This window comes from Pseudomonadota bacterium (genome assembly GCA_034189865.1).
In the GTDB taxonomy this organism is placed as follows: Bacteria; Pseudomonadota; Gammaproteobacteria; order UBA5335; family UBA5335; genus JAXHTV01.
On the sequence record JAXHTV010000008.1, the window covers coordinates 1 to 23,470 of the forward strand.

19 protein-coding genes are annotated in these 23,470 nt (G+C 56.0%); 8 read left to right on the forward strand and 11 right to left on the reverse strand.

Annotated elements, in window-relative coordinates:
- Together SVU69_05555 and SVU69_05560 are read left to right on the forward strand one after the other, a co-directional pair.
- A partial coding sequence (locus SVU69_05555; protein MDY6942464.1) for a hypothetical protein occupies positions 1-192 on the forward strand: 192 nt, incomplete at its 5' end.
- A gap of 96 nt (positions 193-288) precedes the next feature.
- Positions 289-1,263: a hypothetical protein gene (locus SVU69_05560; GenBank protein MDY6942465.1), complete on the forward strand. Its 975-nt coding sequence runs from the start codon at positions 289-291 to the stop codon at positions 1,261-1,263.
- 150 nt (positions 1,264-1,413) lie between these two features.
- Here the strand turns inward: SVU69_05560 and SVU69_05565 are convergent, their stop codons facing one another.
- The 9 genes from SVU69_05565 to metK all read right to left on the reverse strand — a co-directional run bounded on the left by SVU69_05565 (position 1,414) and on the right by metK (position 12,599).
- A complete protein-coding gene (locus SVU69_05565; GenBank protein ID MDY6942466.1) occupies positions 1,414-2,184 on the reverse strand; it encodes a VTT domain-containing protein in 771 nt (256 codons plus the stop codon).
- A 93-nt stretch (positions 2,185-2,277) separates the two neighbouring features.
- Positions 2,278-3,297, reverse strand: coding sequence for a sulfotransferase (locus tag SVU69_05570; protein ID MDY6942467.1), 1,020 nt, complete (start codon positions 3,295-3,297; stop codon positions 2,278-2,280).
- A gap of 37 nt (positions 3,298-3,334) precedes the next feature.
- Positions 3,335-4,603, reverse strand: a complete 1,269-nt coding sequence (locus SVU69_05575) for a macrolide family glycosyltransferase (protein ID MDY6942468.1) — start codon at positions 4,601-4,603, stop codon at positions 3,335-3,337.
- Positions 4,604-5,235: 632 nt separating this feature from the next.
- Positions 5,236-6,705, reverse strand: a complete 1,470-nt coding sequence (locus SVU69_05580) for a coniferyl aldehyde dehydrogenase (GenBank protein ID MDY6942469.1) — start codon at positions 6,703-6,705, stop codon at positions 5,236-5,238.
- Between the two features lie 392 nt (positions 6,706-7,097).
- Positions 7,098-7,856 carry a metallophosphoesterase gene (locus SVU69_05585; protein ID MDY6942470.1) on the reverse strand — a complete coding sequence of 253 codons (759 nt, stop codon included), beginning with the start codon at positions 7,854-7,856 and terminating at the stop codon, positions 7,098-7,100.
- 63 nt (positions 7,857-7,919) lie between these two features.
- Positions 7,920-8,942, reverse strand: a complete 1,023-nt coding sequence (locus SVU69_05590) for a hypothetical protein (GenBank protein MDY6942471.1) — start codon at positions 8,940-8,942, stop codon at positions 7,920-7,922.
- 245 nt (positions 8,943-9,187) lie between these two features.
- The gene (metF, locus tag SVU69_05595) at positions 9,188-10,039 is read right to left on the reverse strand and encodes a methylenetetrahydrofolate reductase [NAD(P)H] (GenBank protein ID MDY6942472.1); all 852 of its coding nucleotides are present in this window, start codon (positions 10,037-10,039) and stop codon (positions 9,188-9,190) included.
- Positions 10,040-10,093: 54 nt separating this feature from the next.
- Complete coding sequence (gene ahcY, locus SVU69_05600) at positions 10,094-11,410, reverse strand: adenosylhomocysteinase (GenBank protein ID MDY6942473.1); 1,317 nt, start codon at positions 11,408-11,410, stop codon at positions 10,094-10,096.
- Between the two features lie 28 nt (positions 11,411-11,438).
- Entirely contained in the window at positions 11,439-12,599 is a 1,161-nt protein-coding gene (metK, locus tag SVU69_05605) for a methionine adenosyltransferase (protein ID MDY6942474.1), read from the reverse strand.
- 452 nt (positions 12,600-13,051) lie between these two features.
- On the opposite strand from metK, the gene tkt reads away from it, so the two are divergent.
- The 6 genes from tkt to SVU69_05635 all read left to right on the forward strand — a co-directional run bounded on the left by tkt (position 13,052) and on the right by SVU69_05635 (position 20,554).
- Positions 13,052-15,046, forward strand: a complete 1,995-nt coding sequence (tkt, locus tag SVU69_05610) for a transketolase (protein MDY6942475.1) — start codon at positions 13,052-13,054, stop codon at positions 15,044-15,046.
- Positions 15,047-15,119: 73 nt separating this feature from the next.
- Positions 15,120-16,133 (forward strand): type I glyceraldehyde-3-phosphate dehydrogenase, encoded by a 1,014-nt coding sequence (gene gap / locus SVU69_05615; GenBank protein MDY6942476.1) that lies wholly within the window; start codon positions 15,120-15,122, stop codon positions 16,131-16,133.
- A 106-nt stretch (positions 16,134-16,239) separates the two neighbouring features.
- On the forward strand, positions 16,240-17,415 hold the full coding sequence (locus tag SVU69_05620; GenBank protein MDY6942477.1) for a phosphoglycerate kinase: 1,176 nt from the start codon (positions 16,240-16,242) through the stop codon (positions 17,413-17,415).
- Positions 17,416-17,576: 161 nt separating this feature from the next.
- Positions 17,577-18,422 carry a MoxR family ATPase gene (locus tag SVU69_05625; GenBank protein ID MDY6942478.1) on the forward strand — a complete coding sequence of 282 codons (846 nt, stop codon included), beginning with the start codon at positions 17,577-17,579 and terminating at the stop codon, positions 18,420-18,422.
- Positions 18,423-18,483: 61 nt separating this feature from the next.
- Entirely contained in the window at positions 18,484-19,677 is a 1,194-nt protein-coding gene (locus SVU69_05630) for a VWA domain-containing protein (GenBank protein MDY6942479.1), read from the forward strand.
- Positions 19,678-19,702: 25 nt separating this feature from the next.
- Positions 19,703-20,554 carry an alpha/beta hydrolase gene (locus SVU69_05635; GenBank protein ID MDY6942480.1) on the forward strand — a complete coding sequence of 284 codons (852 nt, stop codon included), beginning with the start codon at positions 19,703-19,705 and terminating at the stop codon, positions 20,552-20,554.
- 122 nt (positions 20,555-20,676) lie between these two features.
- Here SVU69_05635 and SVU69_05640 read toward each other — a convergent pair whose 3' ends face one another.
- Positions 20,677-22,455 carry an AMP-binding protein gene (locus SVU69_05640; GenBank protein ID MDY6942481.1) on the reverse strand — a complete coding sequence of 593 codons (1,779 nt, stop codon included), beginning with the start codon at positions 22,453-22,455 and terminating at the stop codon, positions 20,677-20,679.
- Between the two features lie 148 nt (positions 22,456-22,603).
- Complete coding sequence (locus SVU69_05645; protein ID MDY6942482.1) at positions 22,604-23,470, reverse strand: alpha/beta hydrolase; 867 nt, start codon at positions 23,468-23,470, stop codon at positions 22,604-22,606.

The window sequence follows — 23,470 nt, forward strand, 5'->3', positions numbered from 1 at the left end:
CAATCTAGTGTGGCAGACGGTCGATTGACCGAATCGCCGGAGGAGAGATTAAAACCAAATTCAACGATTCAAAGACTCAGTGCGATCATTAACCTGTTGAATCTAATTATTATTAAAGTTTCTGCAGTTTATTCTTTTAGTCCGTTATTACGATCGCTCCAATTGGTTTTTCTCTCGCGGGTGCAAGAATGACAAGCGTTGTGGGTGACCGATAGCGTCAGTTAGTCGGTCACAATGTGACGACAGACGTCACCTTCCATGGCGCTGAATACCAACACGAGCGGTATCATGTTAATGAAAACGCTATTGAACCGTGTCGCCCTTTGGTCTGTTGTGGCATTGGTTGGCTTCGTGATCTCGACCGAGTTCCGACCGGCCAAATATCATGCCCTGTTGTGTACTGACCCTGCCGCGGTGCAGGCCGGTGGGTGGAATTTCCGATACGACGGTTTTTACATCGGTGCTGACGGGTGTCTTTACGATCCAAGCAAAACGTCTCTAGAAGATGTACCTCCCGTTATTGGCGACAATGCAACTACCGACCGGGTACCGTTGCTATACGTCAACGGGGCTAATCATCGCGTCGATTGGACCATGCCAGAGCTTCATATCTTGGCCGAGGACAGCGAGCGGCCCGTGATCGGGATTTATAATGCCACCGCAGGTGGTCGCTTCCCCGACGCGATAACCGATAGTTTGGCGGGTGACCAAAGTCGTGTCGTTGAAACACTCGAAACAATAATCTGGCAGGCGTTCGAGCGTGGAGAGGAAGTGCACCTCAAGGCGAACAGTCAGGGCGCCGTGCACTCGTCAAACGCGTTGTTCGCCGTTTCAGCTCAGCTTCATAATCAGTTCGGTGCCGAAAGAGCCAAAGAACTGTTGTCCAAGGTTCATCTGGAAACTGCCGGTGGTGCAGCAACCCATTACCCCGACGGTCCGCGCTATCTTCACTACGTCAACGAACGAGATCCGGTCCCAAGGGCGGCAGGCGTTATGGTAAGCGGTAGCCAGCCAGGTACGAATGCCGTGATCGCGACGTTTACCGATCTCGATATCGATCCGTTAGAGCCCAAGTATCGCTGGGTCGGTCCACTGACCATGCGTTTTATCGCCGCGCACGGTTTTATGGTTTATCAGTATCATCGGCGCCCGTTTGAGCGCGTTTACGCAGCCAGTCGCGATGGATCAGTGAGGTATGTGTCCTTGGATGGGGCGCCTATCGAGGTCGCGCAGCAGCAACTCGTATTGGATCGTTTCAACTAGGTTTCGGTTAGTCGGTTGCGTTGCTCGGTCGACGTTTCCCAGCGGCGTTCACGGTTTCGGTCGGTCGCAGACAACCATTGCTTGTAATCGGCTGTCGTTGACTCCAGCGCGGAAGGTACTCGACGCCAAGTGCCCTATTCATCCTTACGTTCAGTCGGTACCAGCTCGTGTTTTTTCCCGGTGCGCGGAGATGCGGTCAAGTATCCTTGCGGCGATGGTTAAAGCGACCCCCAAAAACATCGGGGCCAGTAGCTCCGGTGATATCCAGGAAATCTCTTCGTTGCGGGAGAGCATTTGAACAATCGTCCCTCCCAGCCAACTCCAAACCAAAATATGGGGGGTTGACCCCAAGGCAGTACCGACGAGAAAGTCTTTGATTCCTACGTTCATGCTGGCTAGGACCCAATTTACGGGCGGCAGCGCAAAAAAAATTAGCCGGGCGTAGGTGACGGTCTTCAGGCCATTTTTTTCGAAGTGAGCTTCGACCATCGGGATATATCGTCCGAAATGGCTTTTGAGGAACTCCCGGCCGAGGTACTGGCTAACCCACCAGATCACGAACGTTGCAACGATTAGCGCCACGAACCCCATGGCCGCGGCGCCGGCCATGCCGTAGATCACCGCGGCAAAGGTAATGACGACGATGGTGGGAATATTCAAGACGATGGCAACAATGCCGCCGAGACAAAATGCGACCGGGCCCAACAATCCCATGCGCTCTTCCGCAGCACGGACCTGTTCGATGCTTTGCCTCAGATTTTCATGGCTGAAATAGCTACCGATATCGAACCACTGATACAAAGCGGCGCCACAAGCCAAGAGGACAACTAAAGCGCCAAACCGAAGCAGTCGAAGACGGCTCGCGCGCCGGGGGTTTTTGACCGACGCGTTCTCCGGGAGTCGGGTATGCTCATCGTCCATGGCGACTATTCTCCGCTGTTTTTTGACGACTGCCCGTGACGAGCTAGCGCGGGTCCGTATTTCTGTTCCTGTCTACGTCGTTAGCGTCTGCCACTAGGAGGCGCGTGCTCCAAAGTGTTTGATCTTCTTTGAGAGTCGCTTCATGAAACGATCCTCGTAGGATCGGAGGGTGTCGTTGAGATGTCCCTTGCGAGGCTTTGGAATGATCGCATCAGGCGGCGTTACGAAGGGTAAATCCAAGAACGCTTGCAATTCCGCGAGGTGTTGCTTGGGCGCCTCGTTGAAGTTCTGATAGTCGATGGCGAATACGTTCTCTGCGGGCAGCTCTTCGATGGCTCGATAGTAGCCTTCCAGTTCCTTCTGTACGGTCCACGAGCAGATTTGTCGCAGAATAAAAGCGTACAGTCCGTCGCCGGTGACTTTCTTGATGCCGCGAACCAGTTTCCACAATGCGTAAATCGCATTCTTTGTGATGCGGTCGCCCGGTACCTTGAAGTCATCGATGAGCATGGTCTGAAAAGGTTGTGGCCCCGTCATGAGAGCCAATGCGGCATTGATTTGGCTATTCAGGATGAAAATGGGGTCCCGAGTGATGTAGATGAAACGTGCGTTGGGAAACCACTCCAGAATTTGCTTTGCTTTCCCCGTGTCCCAAGGGTTCTTGAGCAAAATGGCTTGTGCTTCGGGGTGGAGAAAGGCAAGTTTCTTGCAAATTTGAGTAAAATAATCTTTGTTATTCTCGCTGACGGAAATCTGGTAGCTCCGGTTGCGAAGCATCCATCCGTACTCCTCCACGGTCGTGTCTTCAACGTAGACGGAGTCCAGCTTGCGGTCGGTGATACCGAGTGCTCGGAACAGTCGATTCAGCGTTGCCCGATCGGATTCCTCGCCCCCCTCGATGGCATTTTTGAGCAGCCGATCATAGTAGAAGATATGATAGAGCGTCAGATTAGCGACGGGAAAGCATTTGGAGACGGAATCGTACAGGAAAGTCGTCCCAGAACGGTGGAGACCCATAATAAAAACCGGACGGATCTCGATGTCATCCAATCGATCGAGATATGCATCGTCCTCGTGTCGCCCGGGAAATCCGGGGTCGAATGGGAATTTCATACTTTCTCCGTAAAGCGATGGTTGGGGACTCGGCAAATTATGCCACTTTGGTTGCCGACGTTGTGCTGTTCCCGCCATACATATGATATAAAATTTCATCCGCCGCACGCTGATAGCCGCCGATCTTGAGAGAAGCCCCCAGTTCCTTCGAACTTTCCCGATAATCCGGTTTGCTTAGGATCTCGTCGACGCTTTGGCGGAGCCGCTCTGGCGTGGCCATGTTTGGCATTAACATCACCCCCGCGCCTAGACGAGAAATCCTCAGGGCGCTGAACGCCTGTTCCACCTGCTGCGGAACCATGACCAGCGGAACATTATAGTATAGGCTCTCATTGATACTATTCATGCCGCCATGGCTGACAAATGCGTCAGCTGTCTGGAGAACATCCAATTGGGGCACGCGAGCCTTGACGGTGAAGTTCTCCGGGATAGGTCCGAGTTGTTTGATATCGGTCCGGTCGCCGATGGACATGATGACTTGGTACGGTCGGTCACCAAACGCACGAATACAGTTGACGTAAAAGTCAGTGCACATGTTGTGCACGCTTCCCAGCGATACATAGATGAGCGGTTGTCCCGGCTGTCTATGGATATCAAGCGAGTCGTTGTCCCGCTTCTCGGGTACAGAAGCACCAACGAATTTGACGTTATCGCCTAACTTCTCTGCCTCGGGTTGATAGAGTGGCGAGGTCACCGCGATGGTCAATTGCTCTTTATCGTCCAGCAGTTGCTTGAGAAGCGGGAATATTCCGGGATATTCCATGCCCAGCCCGGTGACGATGTCCGCTATTCGTCGTCGGGCACCGATAATCTCCGGAATGATTGAAATAACAGAGGATAATCGTGTCGATTTCCCGACCATTCGGAAAAGCTTGAAGGAAAACCAATGCTTGACGGATTTAAGGACAGTGGGTGTCACCAGCACGTGGGTGACGAATCGGACTCCCGGCACGTTCAATCTCATCGCGAGCAACTGACCCCAGGGGGCGCAGGTGTCATAGATAATGTAGTCCGGTTTGTCTTCCTGCATCTGTTGTAACAAACCCAGTACGCAGGACTCAGTCAGTTCGAACAGCTTGCTTCCCAGAGCGACCAAATCGGACGCGATCTCGGTGGGATGGTCGTATTCGAAGAAGGGTTGATAACCGCGGAACGTGGCGCCGAGCGCTTCAATTTTTTGCCGACTTTTTTCGTCGGCGTAGTAGATAACTTCCTCACCTCGACTGATGAGTTCGGCGACGATTCCTAGTGACGGGTTGATGTGGCCTACGGCTCCTGGAAGGTTAAAAAAAACAGCCTTGCCCATTTAAACACCTCTACATGCACGCGAAACGGCGTCGACCGTGGTCGACGGCTAGGTCTCCCCGACGTCCCTTGTTTCGGCGATGTGTCTTATCCCGTCCGGGATACCCTACATCGCTTTGGCGTGTGCTTGGCGGGCGGTTTGCGGTCCTTGCGGCTGCTACAGTATTGGCAGCTTAAGTTTCTTCCCTGAGTCCGGCCCCAGAAACAGAGGCCGATTTTGCCGCATCGCGGATCAGTTCTACTAACGCCGTCGGGCCCGTCTTTGCGGGTCTTCGATTTATTTTTGGCGGTCCACTAGCCTGCGTTTCTCAGCGCCCCAATTCGAAGCGTTTACGATTGAGGGGCTGATTAACCGCGGATGTTCCCATGGAGATTTCCACCCAACAAGATTAAGCCTTCCCCAAGGCAGAACCCCGTTTGACTGGATCGGTCAAGCAGTCTAGCGATTGCTCCGATAATAACATCGGTCAGATGAACAATTTCTTAAACCGAAATTGCATTTCGAGTACAAGCTTACCCTTGCCTGATGAGATATTTTGGCATACCCCTGAGGTTGTGCAAAGAAAAAAACCGCCTGCCAAGATTCCTAGGCAGGCGGTTTTAGATCGTCCGCAGCGGTATGCGGAATCTATATTACCCAAGCAGTTTGATTGCTCGTTTCATCAGCTTTAATGCGACTTCGGGGTAGGGGCGGCCGACGAAAGCAGCAGGAGAGAACCAACTGCGTTGATACAGGACGCCCTTTTTGTGCGAAAACTCGACGAACCCGTCAAAGCCGTGATAAGCGCCAATTCCGCTCGGACCGACACCGCCGAAGGGCAGGTTGGGGTGAGCGATATGAAGCATGGTGTCGTTTACCGTGGCACCGCCAGAAATGGTTTGGTTGATCACGTAGTCAGCACGGCGCTTGTTGTTGTCGAAGTAATATAGAGCGAGCGGACGCGGATGATTTTTCACGTACTGCACGGCATCTTCCAGTGTGTCATAGGTCATCACCGGCAGTACGGGGCCAAAAATCTCTTCCTGCATCACCGCCATGTCTTCGGTGACATTGGTAATCAGCGTGTGAGGAATGACGCGTTTGCCATCGGGGATCGCTTCGTTGCGCGGATTAATTTCTATGACATTCGCGCCTTTGGCCTTGGCATCGTCAATTAATCCCCTGATCCGACGATAATGGCGATCGTTGACAATCCAGGTGATATCTTGGTTGTCCGCTACGGTCGGGTACCGCTTGGTCATCAACTCGGAATAGGCCTGGACGAACTCTTGTTCTTTGGCCTTCGGAACCATCACATAGTCGGGCGCGATACAGGTCTGTCCGGAATTTACCGACTTACCGAGCAGCATCCGCTGGGCAGCGGTACGAATCGGATAATCTTCGCCCACGATGGTCGGTGATTTTCCGCCCATTTCGAGGGTGACAGGGGTCAGGTTCTTAGCGGCGGCCATCATGATTTTCCGTCCCACTTCCGTGTTTCCGGTGTATATCAGATGGTCGAAAGGCAGTTCAGAAAACTGTATGGCGGCCTGAACATCGCCCGTTACCACGGTGACGAACTCTTCCTCAAAGTACTTGGCGATCAACTCCTGGATCACTTCGGAGGTGCGCGGAGTCACATCCGGTGGTTTGATCATTGCGTGGTTACCGGCGGCGAGGACGCCGATTAGGGGTGAGAAAATAAGAAACGCCGGATAGTTCCAGGCGCCCATAATCCCAACGACACCCTTCGGTTGATAGACCACTTTACCGGTGGCGGGTAGTGATTGGATGCTGGCAGGGACTTTCTTGGGTTTCATCCATTTCTTGATATGGCCTTTGGTGAGACGAATCTCGCCCATATTAGCCAATACCTCGGTCATCACCGTTTCGTGTGGGGAGCGATGGCCAAAGTCCGCCATGACCGCCTTAACCAACTCGTCGGCGTACTCGCCGATCGCTTTGTTCAAGGTATCCAAGGCCTGTATCCGGGTACGATAATCGGATATGCCGCGGTCGAGAAAAGCGGCTTGCTGTTTACGGAGTATCGGTAGCAACGGATTGGCGGCCGAATCTTCAGGGTGCGGTATTGCCGAGATCGATAAAGGTTCTGGGTTGCTCATAGAGCGTTCTCCTTCCGTGCGGAACGGGTGGTCAGGTGGGTATCGGGGTGGCAGTAGTGATCCGAGCCGCGCAATGCCTGGTGGGACACGTACCAGGCCTCTAGCCACTTGATCGTAATGCGCCGACACTATACGAGTGGAATCACCAGGTGTTGTTTGACAAGCGCCTAGCCCGAATGTCCACCGGACCTCCTTCACGCCCCTCGTGGGGTAGACGTCTCGGCCGTCGTAAGCGCTGACCGAGTTTGCTTTGCTTTACTTTAATTTACGGATCGCAGACAGACGTTGGCTGAGATCTATCCGCCAGTCTACAACCGAAAGGCTAGCATATCAAAAACTTGCGCGCTGCCAAGGTTTTTTAGTCGTTTCCGCAAAAAAATGAGAGGTCCCCGTCAGCGTTTTTCTAGCCGCATCACTTGGGTGCTAAACCGTCCGTCGGAGTGCAACTTGATCTGGCGCCATCCCGGCTGGCTGTCTGCCAGAGCGAAACAATCGCTGCGGGGCAAGAATTGAGCGGCAGTCGAAGGGCAGCCAAACATCGCCGGCGAACTATCTGGGCTCTCGAACGTTTGATGTATGTGCCCAAAAAACACTGCTCGGAGTTCGGGTCGTCCACGAATTGAGCGGATGAAATCATCCTTATTTGCCAGCCCGATTTCGTCCAGCCAAGCGCAACCTGTCAAGACCGGCGGATGGTGGAGAAAGATCGCTACGGGGTGGTCGAGTGGGGCTGACAGCATCTGGCGGATGCAAGCCATGTCATCCGGGTCGATTATGCCGTGATCGTGGCCGCCAACGGTCGTGTTCAGCGCGATCAGTCGCCAGTCGCCCAGGCGCAACAGAGTAGGGGTGCTATGACATTGGACTCCTAAGACGTTCTGCGCCCGCTCGGCATGATCGTGGTTACCGAGCAGGTAATGCGCTTCGATCCCAGTTGCGTCGACCAGCCGTTTTAAGCGCGTGTAAGCTTCCGTGCTGCCGTCGTCGGAGAGATCCCCGGTGAGTATGATGAGGTCAGGTTGGGCGAGGTTTACGGCGGCGAAGACCTCTTGTAGGGATCGATCAGGGGTGCAGTTCCACGGTCCATCGTCAGGACGCTTACGGAGGTGGCAGTCACTGATTTGAATGATGGTGTGGGCAGGTGAAGGCATGAATGAGGTGTAACCTGGACATATCTTGGGGCGCGCCCGCGGCGGAGCCGAGTGCCGGGAACTCTAGCGGTTCACATGATCCCACACATCCCGGTGAGAGGGATTATGACCTTGTAGGATGTCTTTGAGAAAAAGCATTTCTGCCATCACGTCCGCAGGAAAGCCTTCGCGACCACCTCGCTCGTCGATAATCAGTGAATCAAGAAAACGCTCCGTACGTCGATTGGGCCAACTTTCGGTAATTTTCTCGATCAGGCGCGGATAGTTTTCTTCAATTGCTGAGAGTAGTTCGGGGTTGATCACCGCTAAACTGGACAGTGATTCGGCTTCCGTCTTGGGCGTTCCTACCGTGAGCGTCGGTTGTTTGGTAGGTTGGGCGCGGCTTTCGGATTTGCCAGATTCGGCTCTCCAACGCCCCGTTTCCGTGACTTTTGTCTTCTGGGAGCCGGTACCGGTTGTTGCCGTCTTTACATCCAGTTTGTTATATGCGCCGCTACTCTCCGATCGGACTAGCTGGGCTCGAAGACGCATGAGTTCTTCGGCATGTTTGACGCTGAATCGGGGTCGCCCGGGGCGAGTGGATTCTTGTATGAACCCTTCGATCATTTTTCGACTTTCTTCGGTCGATTTGGTGCCGCGTACTTGTTCGAGAAAGGCGGGGAAATCTTTCTTCAGGTTGTTTGCCTGGGGTTGTTGGCGCTTCCAGTCGTTGAATTCTGGAGGTCGCACACCCAGTGCTTGGCCAAAGGTCGGCGCCATCTCATCGAAGCGGGCGCGATTTCCGGTGCTGTGGTAAATGTCCATTAACATGATCCAGTCGTCTGCGGCGACACCGGAGCTGGAGTCAGTGACATGGCGTTCCAGGGAACGCATCGCCTTAGACGCATTGCCTGCCGCGATGGCGTATGACGCTTGTTTTCGAATTTCGAGTGATGTCTCAAAAACGGAGTCGGAAGGATTCTGGGGTTTTTCTTGGTCCGGCTTGGATTCTGTCGGTTGCGCGTGGCGACGGCGCGAGATTATGGTTCCCACCGCCATCCCTGCGAGCGCTGCACATACCGTGATGAGAATCTCTGTACTTCCCATAGTGTTCCTGCCCTTCTGATGTGTTCGGCTTTTTTATTTCTTATTTAAGGTGATAGCGGCTGTTTTGTCATGTTCTTGATATGAGGTATTTCGTCGGCCGTTTTGCCTGCATTGAAGCATGCCAATCAACGACAGGACGATGGTTGGGTTAGCCGGTCTGACGGTTGGCTTGGTGGGCTGGCGCTGCAGTCTATTTCGTTGTCTTTAATAGTGGCTTGAGAGCGTGTCGGTTCGTTGCAGGCGGCTCAGCTCAGGCGCAGGTTTTGCCAGATCTCCAGCGTGGGGCCGGCTTGGTTCAACGTATAGAAATGGAGGCCGGGTGCGCCCTCTTCCAGCAGTCGTTCGCACAAGCGGGTAACCACTTCGCTGCCGAAACTTCGAATGGCGTCCAGGTCGTCGCCATAACTCTCCAGTCGTTTACGGATCCACCGCGGAATTTCCGCGCCGCATGCGTCGGAGAAACGAGCCAACTGGGTGAAGTTCATGATTGGCATGATGCCGGGCACGATGGGAAGATCGATGCCGCGTCGCTGACATTCGTCGACGAAGCGAAGGTAAGCGTCGCCATTGTAGAAGTATTGTGTGATGGCCGAATCGGCCCCCGCTTCCACCTTGCGCTGAAAATTATCCAAGTCGGCCAGGGGGGAAGGCGCTTGGGGGTGATATTCCGGGTAACACGCCACCTCCAAGTGGAAGTCGCTACCGGTTTCCTGTCGAATGAAAGCGATCAATTCACTGGCGTAATGAAATTCACCTGGATCGACCGTGCCCGATGGCATATCGCCTCTCAGCGCCACCAGCCGATTAATCCCGTGGTTGCGGTACCGATCGAGCATTTCGCGAATGCCACTCGCGGAAGCCGAAATGCACGAGATGTGCGGCGCGACCGGAACGTTTGTGGTCTTTCCGACCTGAATCGCCGTTTCAAACGTTCGGTCTCGGGTGGATCCGCCGGCACCGAACGTCACGGAGAAAAATTCAGGTCCTAAGTCTGAGAGCTGCCTTGCGGTGTCCAGCAGTTTCTCCAGGCCTAGCTCGCTCTTGGGCGGAAAGAACTCGAAACTGAAGGTTCGAGCGTTATGTTCGGTCTGGTTCATGTCGATTAAGGGCGAAAATGGGAGCGGCGGTTCATCCCACCGCTCCGCTTGTTCTCAGTAACGGTAATGGTCGGGCTTGAATGGACCGACGGGATCCAGCCCCAGATACTTGGATTGCTTTTCCGTCAACTTGGTGAGGTGTGCCCCCAGCCGATCCAGATGGAGCTGTGCGACCTTCTCATCCAAATGCTTGGGTAGCACGTAAACTTCGTTCTGGTATCGCTCCGCGTGATTCCAAAGCTCAATCTGCGCCAACACCTGATTGGTGAATGAATTGGACATCACAAAGCTGGGGTGACCGGTGGCGCATCCCAGATTCACCAGCCGTCCCTCCGCTAGAACGATAATCCGTTTGTCGTCCGGGAAGATCACATGGTCCACCTGAGGTTTGATGTTCTCCCATGTGTATTGACGCAGCGAGGCGATATCGATCTCCGAATCGAAATGACCGATATTGCAGATGATGGCTTGGTCGCGCATGGCTTGCATGTGTTCGTGGGTGATCACGTCCACGTTGCCGGTTGCTGTCACGAAAATATCGCCCAGCGGCGCGGCCTCGTCCATGGTCACGACCCGGTAACCTTCCATTGCGGCCTGCAAGGCACAAATCGGGTCGATTTCCGTAATCCACACGGTGGCACCCAGACCGGCCAGAGACTGGGCGCAACCCTTGCCTACGTCGCCGTATCCGCAGACAATCGCGATTTTTCCGGCGATCATGACGTCCGTTGCGCGTTTGATGCCATCCACCAGTGATTCACGACAGCCGTACAGATTGTCGAATTTGGATTTGGTGACCGAATCGTTCACGTTGATGGCTGGGGCTTTGAGGCTGCCTTCACGCATCATTTCGTACAGGCGATGAACGCCGGTGGTCGTTTCCTCGGAGATGCCCTGAATCTCGTCCATGAGTTCGGGATATCTTTGATGCAATACGAGCGTGAGATCGCCGCCGTCGTCCAACACCAGATTGGGCCGCCAGCCATCGGGGCCGAATATGGTCTGGTCGATACACCACCAAAATTCCTCTTCGGTCTCACCTTTCCAAGCGAACACGGGGATATCAGCCGCCGCCATGGCTGCTGCCGCGTGATCCTGAGTCGAGAAGATGTTGCACGAAGACCAACGAATCTCGGCGCCAAGTGCGATCAGGGTTTCCATCAGTACGGCGGTCTGAATGGTCATGTGCAGGCAGCCGGCGATACGTGCACCTTTAAGCGGTTGCTGTGCTGCGTATTCGCGGCGGAGTGCCATCAGTCCCGGCATTTCCGTTTCGGCTATGGCAATTTCTCGGCGCCCCCATTCGGCCAGTGAGATATCGGCGACTTTGTAATCGGGGTCCAGATTTTGGATCGGTTGCGTTGTGCTCATGGTTCAATTGTCTCCTGTCGCGAACGGGTTACAAGCCGGCGCCCGCTCGAAGAGCGTCGGCTTTGTCGGTGCGTTCCCAGGAAAAGTCCGGCTCATCACGGCCGAAATGGCCGTAAGCGGCGGTGGGGTAATAGATCGGACGGATGAGGTCCAACATGCGAATCAACCCGCGTGGCCGCAAATCGAAATGCTCGCGTACCATGCCGACCAGACTGCTCTCCGGGATTTTTCCGGTACCGAATGTGTCCACACTGATGGAAGTGGGTTCGGCAACGCCGATGGCGTACGATACCTGTATTTCGCAGCGATCCGCCAGCCCGGCGGCGACAATGTTTTTTGCTACGTAGCGGGCGGCGTAGGCGGCGGACCGATCCACCTTGGACGGATCTTTGCCGGAAAATGCTCCGCCGCCATGGCGCGCCATACCGCCATAGGTGTCGACGATAATCTTGCGGCCTGTAAGTCCACAGTCACCCACGGGGCCGCCGATGACGAATCGGCCGGTGGGATTGATGAAATAGCGCGTGTCTTCCTTAAGCCAGTCACGGGGCAGTACCGGTTTGATGATCTCCTCCATAACCGCTTCTCTAAGGTCGGCCTGACTGATGTCGGGATCATGCTGGGTCGACAATACCACGGTGTCGATGGCGATCGGGGTTGCGCCTTCGTAGCGTAGCGTAACCTGGCTCTTGGCGTCCGGACGCAACCAGGGGAGCGATTCGGTATGAAAACAATGGGCTTGGCGCTTGACCAATCGATGCGATAGTGCGATCGGTGCGGGCATTAGCTCTTCGGTTTCGTTGCTGGCGAAGCCGAACATCAGGCCCTGGTCCCCTGCGCCCTGATTGTCGAGGCTTTCGCGATCGACCCCCATGGCAATATCGGGCGATTGTTTACCCAGTGCATTGAGTACCGCGCAGGTTTCCCAATCAAAGCCGTATTCGGCTTTGTTGTAACCGATACGTCGAATGGTATTTCGCACAATCGCTTCGTACTCGATGTGTGCGGAAGTCGTTATTTCGCCCCCAAGGAGAACCATGCCAGTTTTGACCATGGTTTCACACGCGACTCGAGCATTGGGGTCTTCCGCCAGGATCGCATCGAGGATCGCATCGGAGATCTGGTCGGCGATTTTGTCGGGGTGACCTCCGGATACGGATTCGGAGGTAAACAAACGGGTTTCAGCCATCGTGTCGGGTTCCTTGTTCCCTTTTTTGCTCAGGTAAACGGCCCATTCAGGCACACAGGTGTCGTGATTTTTGGTGTTTCGGTTTGGATAGTGGCTGGGGCTTGTCTCGGAGCGGCCATCGGAAACACTTCAAAAGGCCGCCATCGATGTTTCCACAAGTCGGACGGCTCATCGTACGTCACTGCAGCTGCGGTGCCTAGCGGCGCTTGCCTCGTGGTCTGCAGCAATGGCAAGAGCGTAAGTCATCGCCCGTTGCAATGCAAAGCATTGTTCCCTCTGGTGGCGTCGACACGCTAAGTTGCCGCAATGGCTTGAGTAAGCGAGAATACGCGCCTCAAATTATCCGGGGTCGTCATCGGTTTTGCTACGGGCGTCCACCGTTTTAAGCCAGCATAACAATCCGAAGCCGGCGAGTACGGGCGTGCTCGGTGCCGGTTGGGGCAGGAGTCGCCATGCCTTCTCGTCGAGAACTCGCCAATGTCATCCGTGTGCTCAGCATGGATGCCGTTCAAAAAGCCAAGTCCGGGCATCCGGGTGCTCCCATGGGGATGGCGGATATTGCCGAAGTGTTGTGGAACGATTTTCTACGTCACAATCCCGCCAATCCCAAATGGAGCAATCGTGATCGGTTCGTGATGTCCAACGGCCACGGCTCGATGTTGATCTACGCGCTGTTACACTTGTCCGGCTACGATCTGTCCATCGACGACATCAAAAATTTCCGGCAACTCCATTCGAAAACACCCGGTCATCCCGAATATGGCGTGACGCCCGGTATCGAGACCACCACCGGTCCGTTAGGGCAGGGGCTGGCCAATGCGGTGGGGATGGCGATCGCCGAAAAAGTGCTGGCCGATCAGTTCAATCGGGATGATTTCCCCATCGTCGATCATTACACCTATGTATTTGCTGGGGACGGTTGCTTGATGGAGGGGGTCTCCCACGAAGCCTGCTCGTTGGCTGGGACCCTGGGCTTGGGGAAGCTGATCTGTTTCTACGACGACAACGGAATCTCCATCGACGGCGAGGTCGAAGGTTGGTTTACCGACGATACCGCGCGGCGTTTTGAAAGCTACGGATGGCATGTCATCCGCGGGATCGACGGTCATGATCCCGAAGCCGTGCGGGCGGCGGTGGATGTCGCGCGGCAGGTCGAAGATCGGCCGAGTTTGTTGTGTTGTAAGACCGTGATCGGATGGGGTGCGCCGACCAAGGCTGGAACCGAGTCTGTTCACGGGGCGCCGCTAGGGGATGAAGAAATCGCTGCGGCGCGTGAACAATTGAGTTGGCCGCATGCTCCCTTTGAGATTCCAGGCCCCATTCGCGAGGCGTGGGATGCGCGTTCGCGCGGGGCCGAACTGGAACAGTCCTGGGACCGAATGTTCGATGCCTACCGATCGGCGTTCCCGGAGTTGGCAGCAGAGTTTGAGCGCCGCATCACCGGCGATCTTCCGGCGCAGTGGAGCGATCATGTCGCGCGCTTCGTCAATCAGGTCGCCGAGCGGGGCGAGACCATCGCCACCCGGAAAGCGTCTCAGCAGGCCTTGGAAGGTCTCGCGCCATTGTTACCCGAATTGACCGGTGGTTCAGCCGATTTGACGGGCTCCAATCTCACCAAATGGTCGGGCTCGATTCCTCTGAGCCGTGAGGGGGCGGATGCCAACTATATTTATTTTGGCGTGCGCGAATTCGGCATGTCGGCCATCCAAAATGGTTTGGCGCTCCATGGTGGCTTTATCGCCTACTCGGGTACTTTTCTGGTCTTCTCGGACTACGCTCGCAACGCGATCCGCATGGCCGCTCTGATGAACCAGGGTTCGATTTTTGTTTACACTCACGATTCAATCGGCTTAGGCGAGGACGGACCGACCCACCAGCCGATTGAACACATGGCCAGCCTGCGTATTATCCCGAATATGGATGTATGGCGGCCGTGCGACGCAGTCGAGTCCGTGGTGGCCTGGCAGTCGGCGATCGAACGCCGTGACGGGCCGACCTGTCTTGTCTTTTCCCGGCAAAATTGTCAGCACCAAGAGCGCACCACGGAACAAATTGCACTCATTCGGAAAGGCGCCTATGTGTTGTTTGACCAGGGTGGTGAGCCCGACGTCATTCTGATTGCGACGGGTTCGGAAGTGGCGCTGGCTATGTACGCAGCGCAAGAACTGTCTCAGAAAGGTGTCCGGGTGCGCGTGGTGTCGATGCCAAGCAGCCGTCAGTTCGATAGGCAGGATTCCAATTATCGGGAGTCCGTGTTGCCGTCCACGGTTACTTGCCGTGTGGCTATTGAAGCCGGTGTCACGGATCATTGGTATCGGTATGTGGGGCCTTCCGGGAAGGTGATCGGCATCGATCGCTTCGGTGAGTCCGCGCCCGCCGGGCGCTTGATGGAATATTTCGGATTTACTGTGGACAATGTGGTGGCCACTGTCGAGTCGATACGCTAGTCGGCCGGCACGGGGTTCAGTGCGATAGGAAATCGGGCTCGTTGGGTTCGAATTAAGCAGGAGAGTGAAGGACATGACGATCAAAGTCGCGATAAACGGGTATGGCCGGATCGGTCGCAATGTACTGCGGGCCCTGTATGAGTCGGGCCGGGGCAATGAGATTCAGATCGTCGCCGTCAACGATCTGGGCGACGCGAAAACCAACGCTCACCTGACGCGTTACGACTCGGCGCATGGTCGGTTTCCCGGAGATGTCCAAGTGGACGGTGACAGTCTGGTGGTGAACGGTGATCGGATCCAGGTGTTTGCGCAGCGAGATCCGGCTCAACTGCCCTGGGGTGATCTGGGTGTGGACGTGGTCATGGAATGCACGGGCTTTTTCGCCTCTAAAGAAAAAGCCATGGCGCATGTGAAAGGTGGGGCGAAGAAGGTCTTGATTTCCGCCCCCGCGGGTAAGGATGTGGATGCTACCATCGTTTATGGGGTGAACCACAAAACGCTCAAGGCCTCCGATATCGTAGTGTCCAATGCATCGTGTACCACCAACTGTTTGGCGCCTTTGGTCAAGCCGTTACACGAAAAAATCGGCCTCGTGCAGGGGTTGATGAACACCATTCACGCGTATACCAACGATCAGGTTTTGACGGATGTCTATCACTCAGACCTCCGGCGTGCCCGGTCTGCCACCCAATCCATGATCCCCACCAAAACCGGGGCCGCTGCTGCGGTGGGACTTGTCCTACCGGAGCTGAACGGCAAGCTGGACGGTTTCGCGGTCCGCGTGCCGACCATCAACGTGTCCATGGTCGATCTGACCTTCACGGCGGGGCGTGATACGACGGTCGAAGAAGTGAACCAGATTCTCCGCGAGGCCGCCGCGGGCGAACTCAAGGGAATCCTGGCGGTGAATGAGGAACCCCTCGTTTCCATCGACTTCAATCATGATCCGGCGTCTTCGACCGCCGATCTTGGTTTGACCAAAGTCATCGACGGCCGTTTGGTCAAGGTTTGTTCCTGGTACGACAACGAATGGGGCTTCTCCAATCGTATGCTGGATACGGCCCTGGCGTTGGCCAACGCCGGTTAAATCCGAAGGGCCGGCGGGAGGGGGTTGGTGATACCCCCTCCCGGCTCGTTGGACCGATAGGGATTCGTCGGGACGGGTTATGTGAATCCCCGTCCGGGGAGGCATCATGAATATCCTCAAGATGACAGAGTTGGAATTGACCGGTCGGCGGGTGTTGATCCGGGAAGATCTGAATGTGCCGATCAGAGATGGTCGCGTGACCAACGATGCACGCATTCGGGCCAGCTTGCCGACCATACAAGCGGCGCGCGACGCCGGTGCGGCCGTGATGGTGATGTCGCACCTTGGGCGGCCGAGCGAAGGCGCCTACGACGATACGTTTTCACTGGCACCGGTAGCCGCTGCGCTGTCGGAAGCCCTCGGCTGTGCGGTTCCACTTAGAAAAGACTGGCTTGATGGCGTGAGCGTGGCGCCGGGAGAAGTGGTTCTGCTGGAAAATGTTCGATTTAACGTCGGCGAGAAGCGCGATGACGAGGCCTTGGCGCGAAAAATGGCCGCGCTGTGTGACGTCTACGTGATGGATGCCTTCGGCACCGCCCATCGTGCTCAGGCTTCCACCCACGGGGTTGGCCGCTTTGCCCCGACCGCTTGCGCCGGTCCTTTGTTGGTGAACGAGTTGGACGCCTTGAACCGGGCCCTCGCCGAGCCTGCCCGCCCCGTGGTCGCCATCGTCGGCGGGTCGAAAGTGTCCACCAAGCTCACAGTGCTCGATGCGTTAACGGGCATCGTCGACCGCCTGATTCCGGGCGGGGGCATCGCCAATACTTTTCTGGCGGCTGCGGGACATCCGGTCGGGCGTTCTTTGTACGAGCCGCATTTGCTGCCGCAAGCCGAGCGATTGATGTCCGCAGCCGCCGCCAAAGGCGGTGAGATCCCTTTGCCGACGGACGTGGTGGTGAGTTCGGAGCTCTCCGAGCAGGCGCAGGCGCGCCTGGTCTCGGTGGCCGATGTGGGCCCAGAGGACATGATTCTGGACATCGGGCCCGAGACGGCAAGCCGCTACGGCGCGCTGCTGGCCGATGCCGGAACGATCGTCTGGAACGGACCTGTCGGCGTCTTCGAGTTCCCGCAATTTAGCGCCGGAACCCGGGCAGTGGCCGAAGCCATTGCCGATAGCCCGGCCTTTTCCATTGCCGGTGGTGGCGATACGTTGGCGGCGATTGGACAGTTCCAGCTTGCCGATCGCATTTCCTACATCTCAACAGGTGGCGGTGCGTTCTTAGAGTTTTTGGAAGGGAAAAAACTGCCCGCCGTTGCCATGCTCGAATCGCGGGCGTCTTAGTCGCTCCGGCTGGCAGGTCCACACTCGGCAAAAAATCGTTAGAATGATGGATCTTTCGTCAAAAACTTGGCGAAGCGGTTGTATGCGCCATCGTTCTGCGTGATCTCTCGCGGGCGGGCGACACAGCCCCGTGATGTGAATCATTGAAGGTGGACAAGCTTATGCGTTTCGAAGGGACGGAATCATACGTCGCAACCGACGATCTGATGATGGCGGTCAACGCTGCGATTACACTGGAGCGGCCGTTGTTGATCAAAGGTGAACCGGGTACCGGCAAGACCATGTTGGCCGAGGAGGTCGCACGGGCTCTGAATCGGCCGCTCTACCAGTGGCACATCAAGTCCACCAGCAAGGCCCAGCAGGGTTTGTACGAATATGATGCGGTATCGCGTCTTCGTGATTCTCAGTTGGGCGATCCGCGCGTTGCGGATATCGCCAACTACATCAAGCGAGGGCCGGTGTGGGAGGCTTTTGAGTCCGAAGAGCGTCCGGTTTTACTCATCGATGAGATCGACAAGGCGGATATCGAGTTTCCCAATGACTTGCTGCGGGAACTGGATCGAATGGAATTCTTCGTCTACGAGACGCAATCCTTGGTTCGTTCCAACCATCGCCCCATTATCATTATCACCAGCAACAACGAGAAAGAACTTCCCGACGCGTTCCTGAGGCGGTGTTTCTTCCACTACATTCGGTTCCCCGAAAAGGCCACGATGGCGGGGATCGTAGATGTCCATTTCCCTGGCCTGAAGAAAAACCTTTTGAGCGAAGCGCTAGAGGTCTTTTTCGATTTGCGGGACGTGCCGGGGCTCAAGAAAAAACCGTCGACATCGGAGCTTCTGGATTGGTTGAAACTCTTATTGGCGGAAGACATCCCGGCGGAGACATTGCGCAGCAACGACCCGAGTCAGGTCGTTCCCCCGCTGTACGGAGCCTTGCTGAAGAACGAGCAGGACGTGCAACTCTTTGAGCGGCTAGCATTTATGGCACGACGTCAGCAGATCTGATGCGATCATCTGCCATGAGTCGTCCTGATGTGCGGCGTGGGCCGCGCGGAGGGCTTTACTGATGTTAATCGATTTTTTCTATTCCCTTCGGGCAGCCGAATTGCCTGTATCGGTCACCGAGTATTTGAGCCTGCTCGAGGCGTTGGAAAAGCGTGTGGTGTCCACCAGTGTGGATGATTTCTATTTCTTGGCGCGAACGTGCCTGGTCAAGGATGAGAAAGACTACGATAAGTTTGATCGCGCTTTCGGTTCTTATTTCAAAGGCGTAGACGACGCCACCAGCCTGCTCACCGAAGCTGTTTCCAAAGGCCATATTCCGCCCGAGTGGCTGGCTCGCCGCAAAGAGCTCAACCTGACCCCTGAAGAAATGGCTATGGTGGAGTCCATGGGCGGCTGGGAAAAGCTCATGGAGGCCCTCCGAGAACGCCTGGAGAACCAACAAGAACGGCACGAAGGGGGCAACAAAAACATCGGCACGGCGGGCCGCTCGCCATTCGGCGCTCACGGATTCAATCCCGAAGGGATTCGGATCGGTCAGGGCGGCGGGCGCCAGCGTAGTGCCGTGAAGGTGTGGGATCGACGGGAGTTTCGCAATTACGACGATTCGGTAGAGCTGGGCACGCGAAATATTAAAGTGGCCTTAAAGCGGTTGCGTCGTTTCGTCCGCGAAGGCACAGAGCTTGAGTTGGATTTGGACGATACCATTCGCTCTACGGCCCATAATGCCGGCTACCTCGACATCAAGATGGTTCCTGAGCGCCATAACAAGGTCAAAGTGCTTTTGTTTATGGATGTTGGCGGTTCCATGGACGACCACGTCAGGCTGGCCGAAGAATTGTTTTCGGCGGCCCGCGGGGAACTCAAGCACTTAGAGTATTTCTACTTCCACAACTTCATTTACGAGTGGATCTGGAAAGACAACTTTCGACGTCGGGCCAACCGGCTTTTTCTGCCGGATGTGCTCCACACCTTCGGCCGGGATTACAAAGTCATCTTCGTTGGCGATGCCACCATGAGTCCTTATGAAGTCGTCTATGAAGGGGGGAGCATCGAACATCACAACGCCGAAGCCGGTGCGGTTTGGATGCAGCGAATCCGCCGACATTTCGATCGTCTGATCTGGCTTAACCCGGAACCGGAGTCGCGGTGGGAGAGCACACCTTCCATCAAGATCATCCGTGAACTCATGGAGGGCGAGATGTATCCGCTCACCATTGATGGATTGAGCCAAGGTTTTCGGGCATTGAGTGCCTGAGCGTTCCTCCCCAAAGGGCTCAGCCATGAGTCGTCCGGCGTGGTGGCGACGTCTGGCGAATGTTTCCCCGTGGCCGGCTGGGCGGATTGTGGCCCAAGGCGAGTATGGTTCGTTGTCCAGGCAACACCTGGACGTCTACGTGCCCCGCCGCGAGGGGGGGCATTGGCCGGTCGTGGTCTTTTTCTACGGCGGTCGGTGGAAGAGTGGGGACAGGCGACTGTACGATCCGTTGGCACGTAGCTTGGCGGCGGCGGGAATAGTCGTCGTGGTGCCCGATTACCGGCTCTACCCCGAAGTGCGTTTCCCCGCGTTCGTTCAGGACGGTGCGGCGGCCGTTGCGTGGGTCATGTCCCATATCCACCGATTCGGTGGCGATCCCAGGCGTGTTTATTTAATGGGGCACTCCGCCGGGGCGCATATCGGGTCCATGCTGGCCTTGGATGCCCGCTATCTGGGGCATCACAGCCGAAAGAGATCCGATCTCGCCGGATTCATCGGTTTGGCAGGGCCTTACGACTTTCTGCCGTTCCAAACACCGGAGTTGGCGGATACCTTCGGCCCGGAGGAACAGCATCGGGAATCTCAGCCTATCCATTGGACCGATGGAAATAACCCGCCGTTTTTGTTGTTGCATGGCTCAGCTGACAATGTTGTCGGTGCCGGTAACAGCAAGCGTTTGTGGCGCAAAATTGAGTCTTCGGGCGGGCGGGCGCGAATGGTCTTTTTCTCCCGTGCGAATCACACCAACATACTCTTTGCGGCCGCGGTTTCAACGAATCGAGTGGGGCCGGTTCAGCGGGAAATCTATGACTTCGTCGTCCAGGGTGGGTCCACGCGCCTGCCGGATCCGCCGTCGGAGTTTTGTTCTTACGATTGACGGGAACGGATTTTGGTCGCCGATGTGTTTAATGAAAACGGGCCCGCCAATGCGGGCCCGTTTTGTTTATTGAGGCGTATTTTACAACGTGGTCGTGCTGTTGTTTGACCAAAGCCGGCGGCTCAGCCGTGCGTTTCGACGCCTTCCCAAAAACGTGCTTCGAGTTGTTTCTTGGGCAGCTTGCCGGCCAAATTTCGCGGCAGCTCTCCGAACTCGACAATTTTGGGGAGTTTGAAACCGTACAAACCTTCCTTTTTACAGTGTTCCAGGATCTCTTCGGCCGTGGCCGTTTCGCCTTCCTTGAGTTGTATCACCGCTGCGGGAACTTCACCAAGGTCATTGTCCGGGGCGCGCACTACCGCCACATCCAGTACTTTGGGGTGGTGTTTGATGGCATGTTCGATCTCGTTGGGAAAGAGGTTGACTCCACCGGAGATGATCATCTCCTTGACCCGAGAGGTCAGGTAGAGAAAGCCGTCATCGTCCAGATAGCCGATCAGGCCGTCGTCGTACCAGGTGAGTCCGTCGATTTCCAGGTAGCATTCGTCGGTTTTCTGCTGATCTCCGACATACTTGAGTCCGAAGGTGAGGGCCGAGCGTACTAATACCTTTCCTTCCTTACCCGGCGGTGCCCAGGTTTGCGTTTCCGGGTCGTAGATGCGGCATTGCGCGGCACGTACTTTGCCCACGCTGTTGTACCGGTCGGCTTTCTCTTGATAGTCATCAGGAACCAGAATCGTGATCAGGCCGGTTTCCGAGGCGCCGTAGTATTCGTGGAAGACGTCTTTCTTCGCCCCTTGGCGGCGGAATAAAGCATTGATCTCCTTCTTGACCTTCGGCGGGCAGGGCGCGGCTGCACACACGATGGTGTGCATGGACGAGAGGTTGTACTTGTTTTTGACCTCGTCGGGCAGGCCCAAAACCCGTTCCAGCATGGTCGGGGCCACGAAGGTCCAGTTGATGCGTTCTTCCTGAATGCCTTGAAGGAAACCTTCCGGCGAGAATTTGCGCATAGGGACTACAGTGCCGCCGAATATGAAAGGCAATACACCGATTTGGACGCCGGCGTGATAAAGCGGGCCGGGGATGAGCGATCGGGCATTGCGGGTGACGGGGTCGTGTAGGTCGCCGAGTCCGTACCAGCCCAGGGCGCTGGCTTGCATGATGCCCATGCGCGCAACCTCTTCTCGTGAAGCGCCACGCCGGCCGGAGTCTTCCTCGCCCATCATCGCGGTTTGATCGATGTTGATGTATTTCGGCGTGCCGGTGGTCCCGCCGCTGTACGTTTTGGCGGCCATGCCGAATTTACCGGGCGGCAGCTTGGGTTCGCTGCGGGCCACCAAGTCTTGATAGGCGATCATTCCATCCGGTGTCTCGGTTGCACCGACGATAATAAAATGCTTTACCGAGGTGAGTTGATCGCGAACAGACTGAACGGTTTCTAAAAATTCGGAATCGAAAACCAAGGCCTTCGGTTGCGCCCGATTGATGCAATGCTCCAACTCTTTGGGGCGTAAATGCCAGTTCAGCATGGGCATGGCGTAACCGGAAAGGCTGCAAGCCTGGTTCAGTTCGAACCAAGTCGCGCCGTTGTAGAGTAATTCGGCGCAAGCGTCGTCCTGGCGAAGGCCTAATTCGTAGAGCGCGTTGGCCAAACGCAGCACACGATCTTTGAATTGTCTGAAACTCAAACGGGTTTCGCCGGCGACCACGGCTTCGCGGTCACCTAACGTATCCCAAAACGCCAGCATGAAAGCTCGGGCCAAGTCGTCGCGCTTAAAGCGGCTGCGAACAAGTGCTTTGGTGAGGCTTTTGGCGATGTTGCCGACACCAATTTGCTTGACGGCGGCGCCAGCGGCGCGCCGCGTTTCTTCCATACGCAAGAGATCCATTCTGGACATCAATCACTCCCTTTTCGGTGTTGTATTTCCCGGTCCATCCCGGACCGGTGGTGAACCTCGAACGTGCTGGCTGGCGTTCGAGGTCACCTGTCTCCTCGTTAGACATCTTACCGACGAAAACGCATAGCGAAAAGATGTCTTATGCGGGTTAGCTGAGAAACTCGATCAGTGCCTCAGCCAGTCGCTCAGGCTGATCGTGGTGCAACATATGCCCGGCGTCGGGTATGACGGCTTCTCGCAGCTCGCGATAACAGCGGCGATTGGCGTCCATTACCGCCCCATGCATCTTGGCGAAGGGGGAGGCGGATCCGGTGATCCAAAGCGTTTGGGCCTGCGTTTGCGTCCAGCAGGCACGCGATTCCTCCAGGCGGTAGAGGATGGGGTTGCGGGTCCTATGGCGCGGGTCTGCTCGCAGTACAATTTGTTTGCCTTCACTCTCGCGAGCCCAGCAACGGGCAACGAACGCGGCACGATCGTCTCCTAAGCGGGGATTGTTTTTGCTGAGCTTTCTCGCCAGTGCATCGAAGTTCGGATAGTGGCGCGGGGTCCAATCTTCCCGTTGCTGATCCATCCAACTACGGTACCTTGTCGGTGCCTGTTCAGGTCGGGTGGGGGGCAGGCCGAAACCTTCCAAGCTGACGAGCCGACTGACGCGTTGGGGGCGAATGCCCGCATAGAGGGAAGCGATGTTTCCGCCCATGCTGTGACCCACCAAGGCTACGCCGGCATTGGGGCTGAAGTGATCGATGATGATGTCGAGGTCAGCCAGGTATTCCGGAAAGTAGTACCCTCCCTGGGCCCACTCGCTGTCGCCGAAACCCCGCCAGTCCGGCGCGATGAGGTGCCATCCCTGTGGCAGGTGATCGACCAAAAATTGAAAGGAGGCGCCGCAATCCATCCAACCGTGGAGCAACAAAACGGGGGGGGCATCGCTGGAGCCCCAGCGATGAAAGTGGTAACAAAGACCGCGCACCGCGAGTCGCTCGCTCGTGGCGGATCGAATGGTTTGATACAT

Bases quoted from the DNA above. Each gene is read 5' to 3' on its own strand.
- SVU69_05580 (MDY6942469.1), bottom strand. From the start codon at position 6,705: ATGAGCAACCCAGAACCTTTATCGATCTCGGCAATACCGCACCCTGAA.
- SVU69_05565 (MDY6942466.1), bottom strand. From the start codon at position 2,184: ATGGACGATGAGCATACCCGACTCCCGGAGAACGCGTCGGTCAAAAAC.
- SVU69_05625 (MDY6942478.1), top strand. From the start codon at position 17,577: ATGCGTTTCGAAGGGACGGAATCATACGTCGCAACCGACGATCTGATG.
- SVU69_05590 (MDY6942471.1), bottom strand. From the start codon at position 8,942: ATGGGAAGTACAGAGATTCTCATCACGGTATGTGCAGCGCTCGCAGGG.
- gap (MDY6942476.1), top strand. From the start codon at position 15,120: ATGACGATCAAAGTCGCGATAAACGGGTATGGCCGGATCGGTCGCAAT.
- tkt (MDY6942475.1), top strand. From the start codon at position 13,052: ATGCCTTCTCGTCGAGAACTCGCCAATGTCATCCGTGTGCTCAGCATG.
- SVU69_05630 (MDY6942479.1), top strand. From the start codon at position 18,484: ATGTTAATCGATTTTTTCTATTCCCTTCGGGCAGCCGAATTGCCTGTA.
- SVU69_05620 (MDY6942477.1), top strand. From the start codon at position 16,240: ATGAATATCCTCAAGATGACAGAGTTGGAATTGACCGGTCGGCGGGTG.
- SVU69_05560 (MDY6942465.1), top strand. From the start codon at position 289: ATGTTAATGAAAACGCTATTGAACCGTGTCGCCCTTTGGTCTGTTGTG.
- SVU69_05635 (MDY6942480.1), top strand. From the start codon at position 19,703: ATGAGTCGTCCGGCGTGGTGGCGACGTCTGGCGAATGTTTCCCCGTGG.
- SVU69_05585 (MDY6942470.1), bottom strand. From the start codon at position 7,856: ATGCCTTCACCTGCCCACACCATCATTCAAATCAGTGACTGCCACCTC.
- SVU69_05570 (MDY6942467.1), bottom strand. From the start codon at position 3,297: ATGAAATTCCCATTCGACCCCGGATTTCCCGGGCGACACGAGGACGAT.
- SVU69_05640 (MDY6942481.1), bottom strand. From the start codon at position 22,455: ATGTCCAGAATGGATCTCTTGCGTATGGAAGAAACGCGGCGCGCCGCT.
- metK (MDY6942474.1), bottom strand. From the start codon at position 12,599: ATGGCTGAAACCCGTTTGTTTACCTCCGAATCCGTATCCGGAGGTCAC.
- SVU69_05645 (MDY6942482.1), bottom strand. From the start codon at position 23,470: ATGTATCAAACCATTCGATCCGCCACGAGCGAGCGACTCGCGGTGCGC.
- ahcY (MDY6942473.1), bottom strand. From the start codon at position 11,410: ATGAGCACAACGCAACCGATCCAAAATCTGGACCCCGATTACAAAGTC.
- SVU69_05575 (MDY6942468.1), bottom strand. From the start codon at position 4,603: ATGGGCAAGGCTGTTTTTTTTAACCTTCCAGGAGCCGTAGGCCACATC.
- metF (MDY6942472.1), bottom strand. From the start codon at position 10,039: ATGAACCAGACCGAACATAACGCTCGAACCTTCAGTTTCGAGTTCTTT.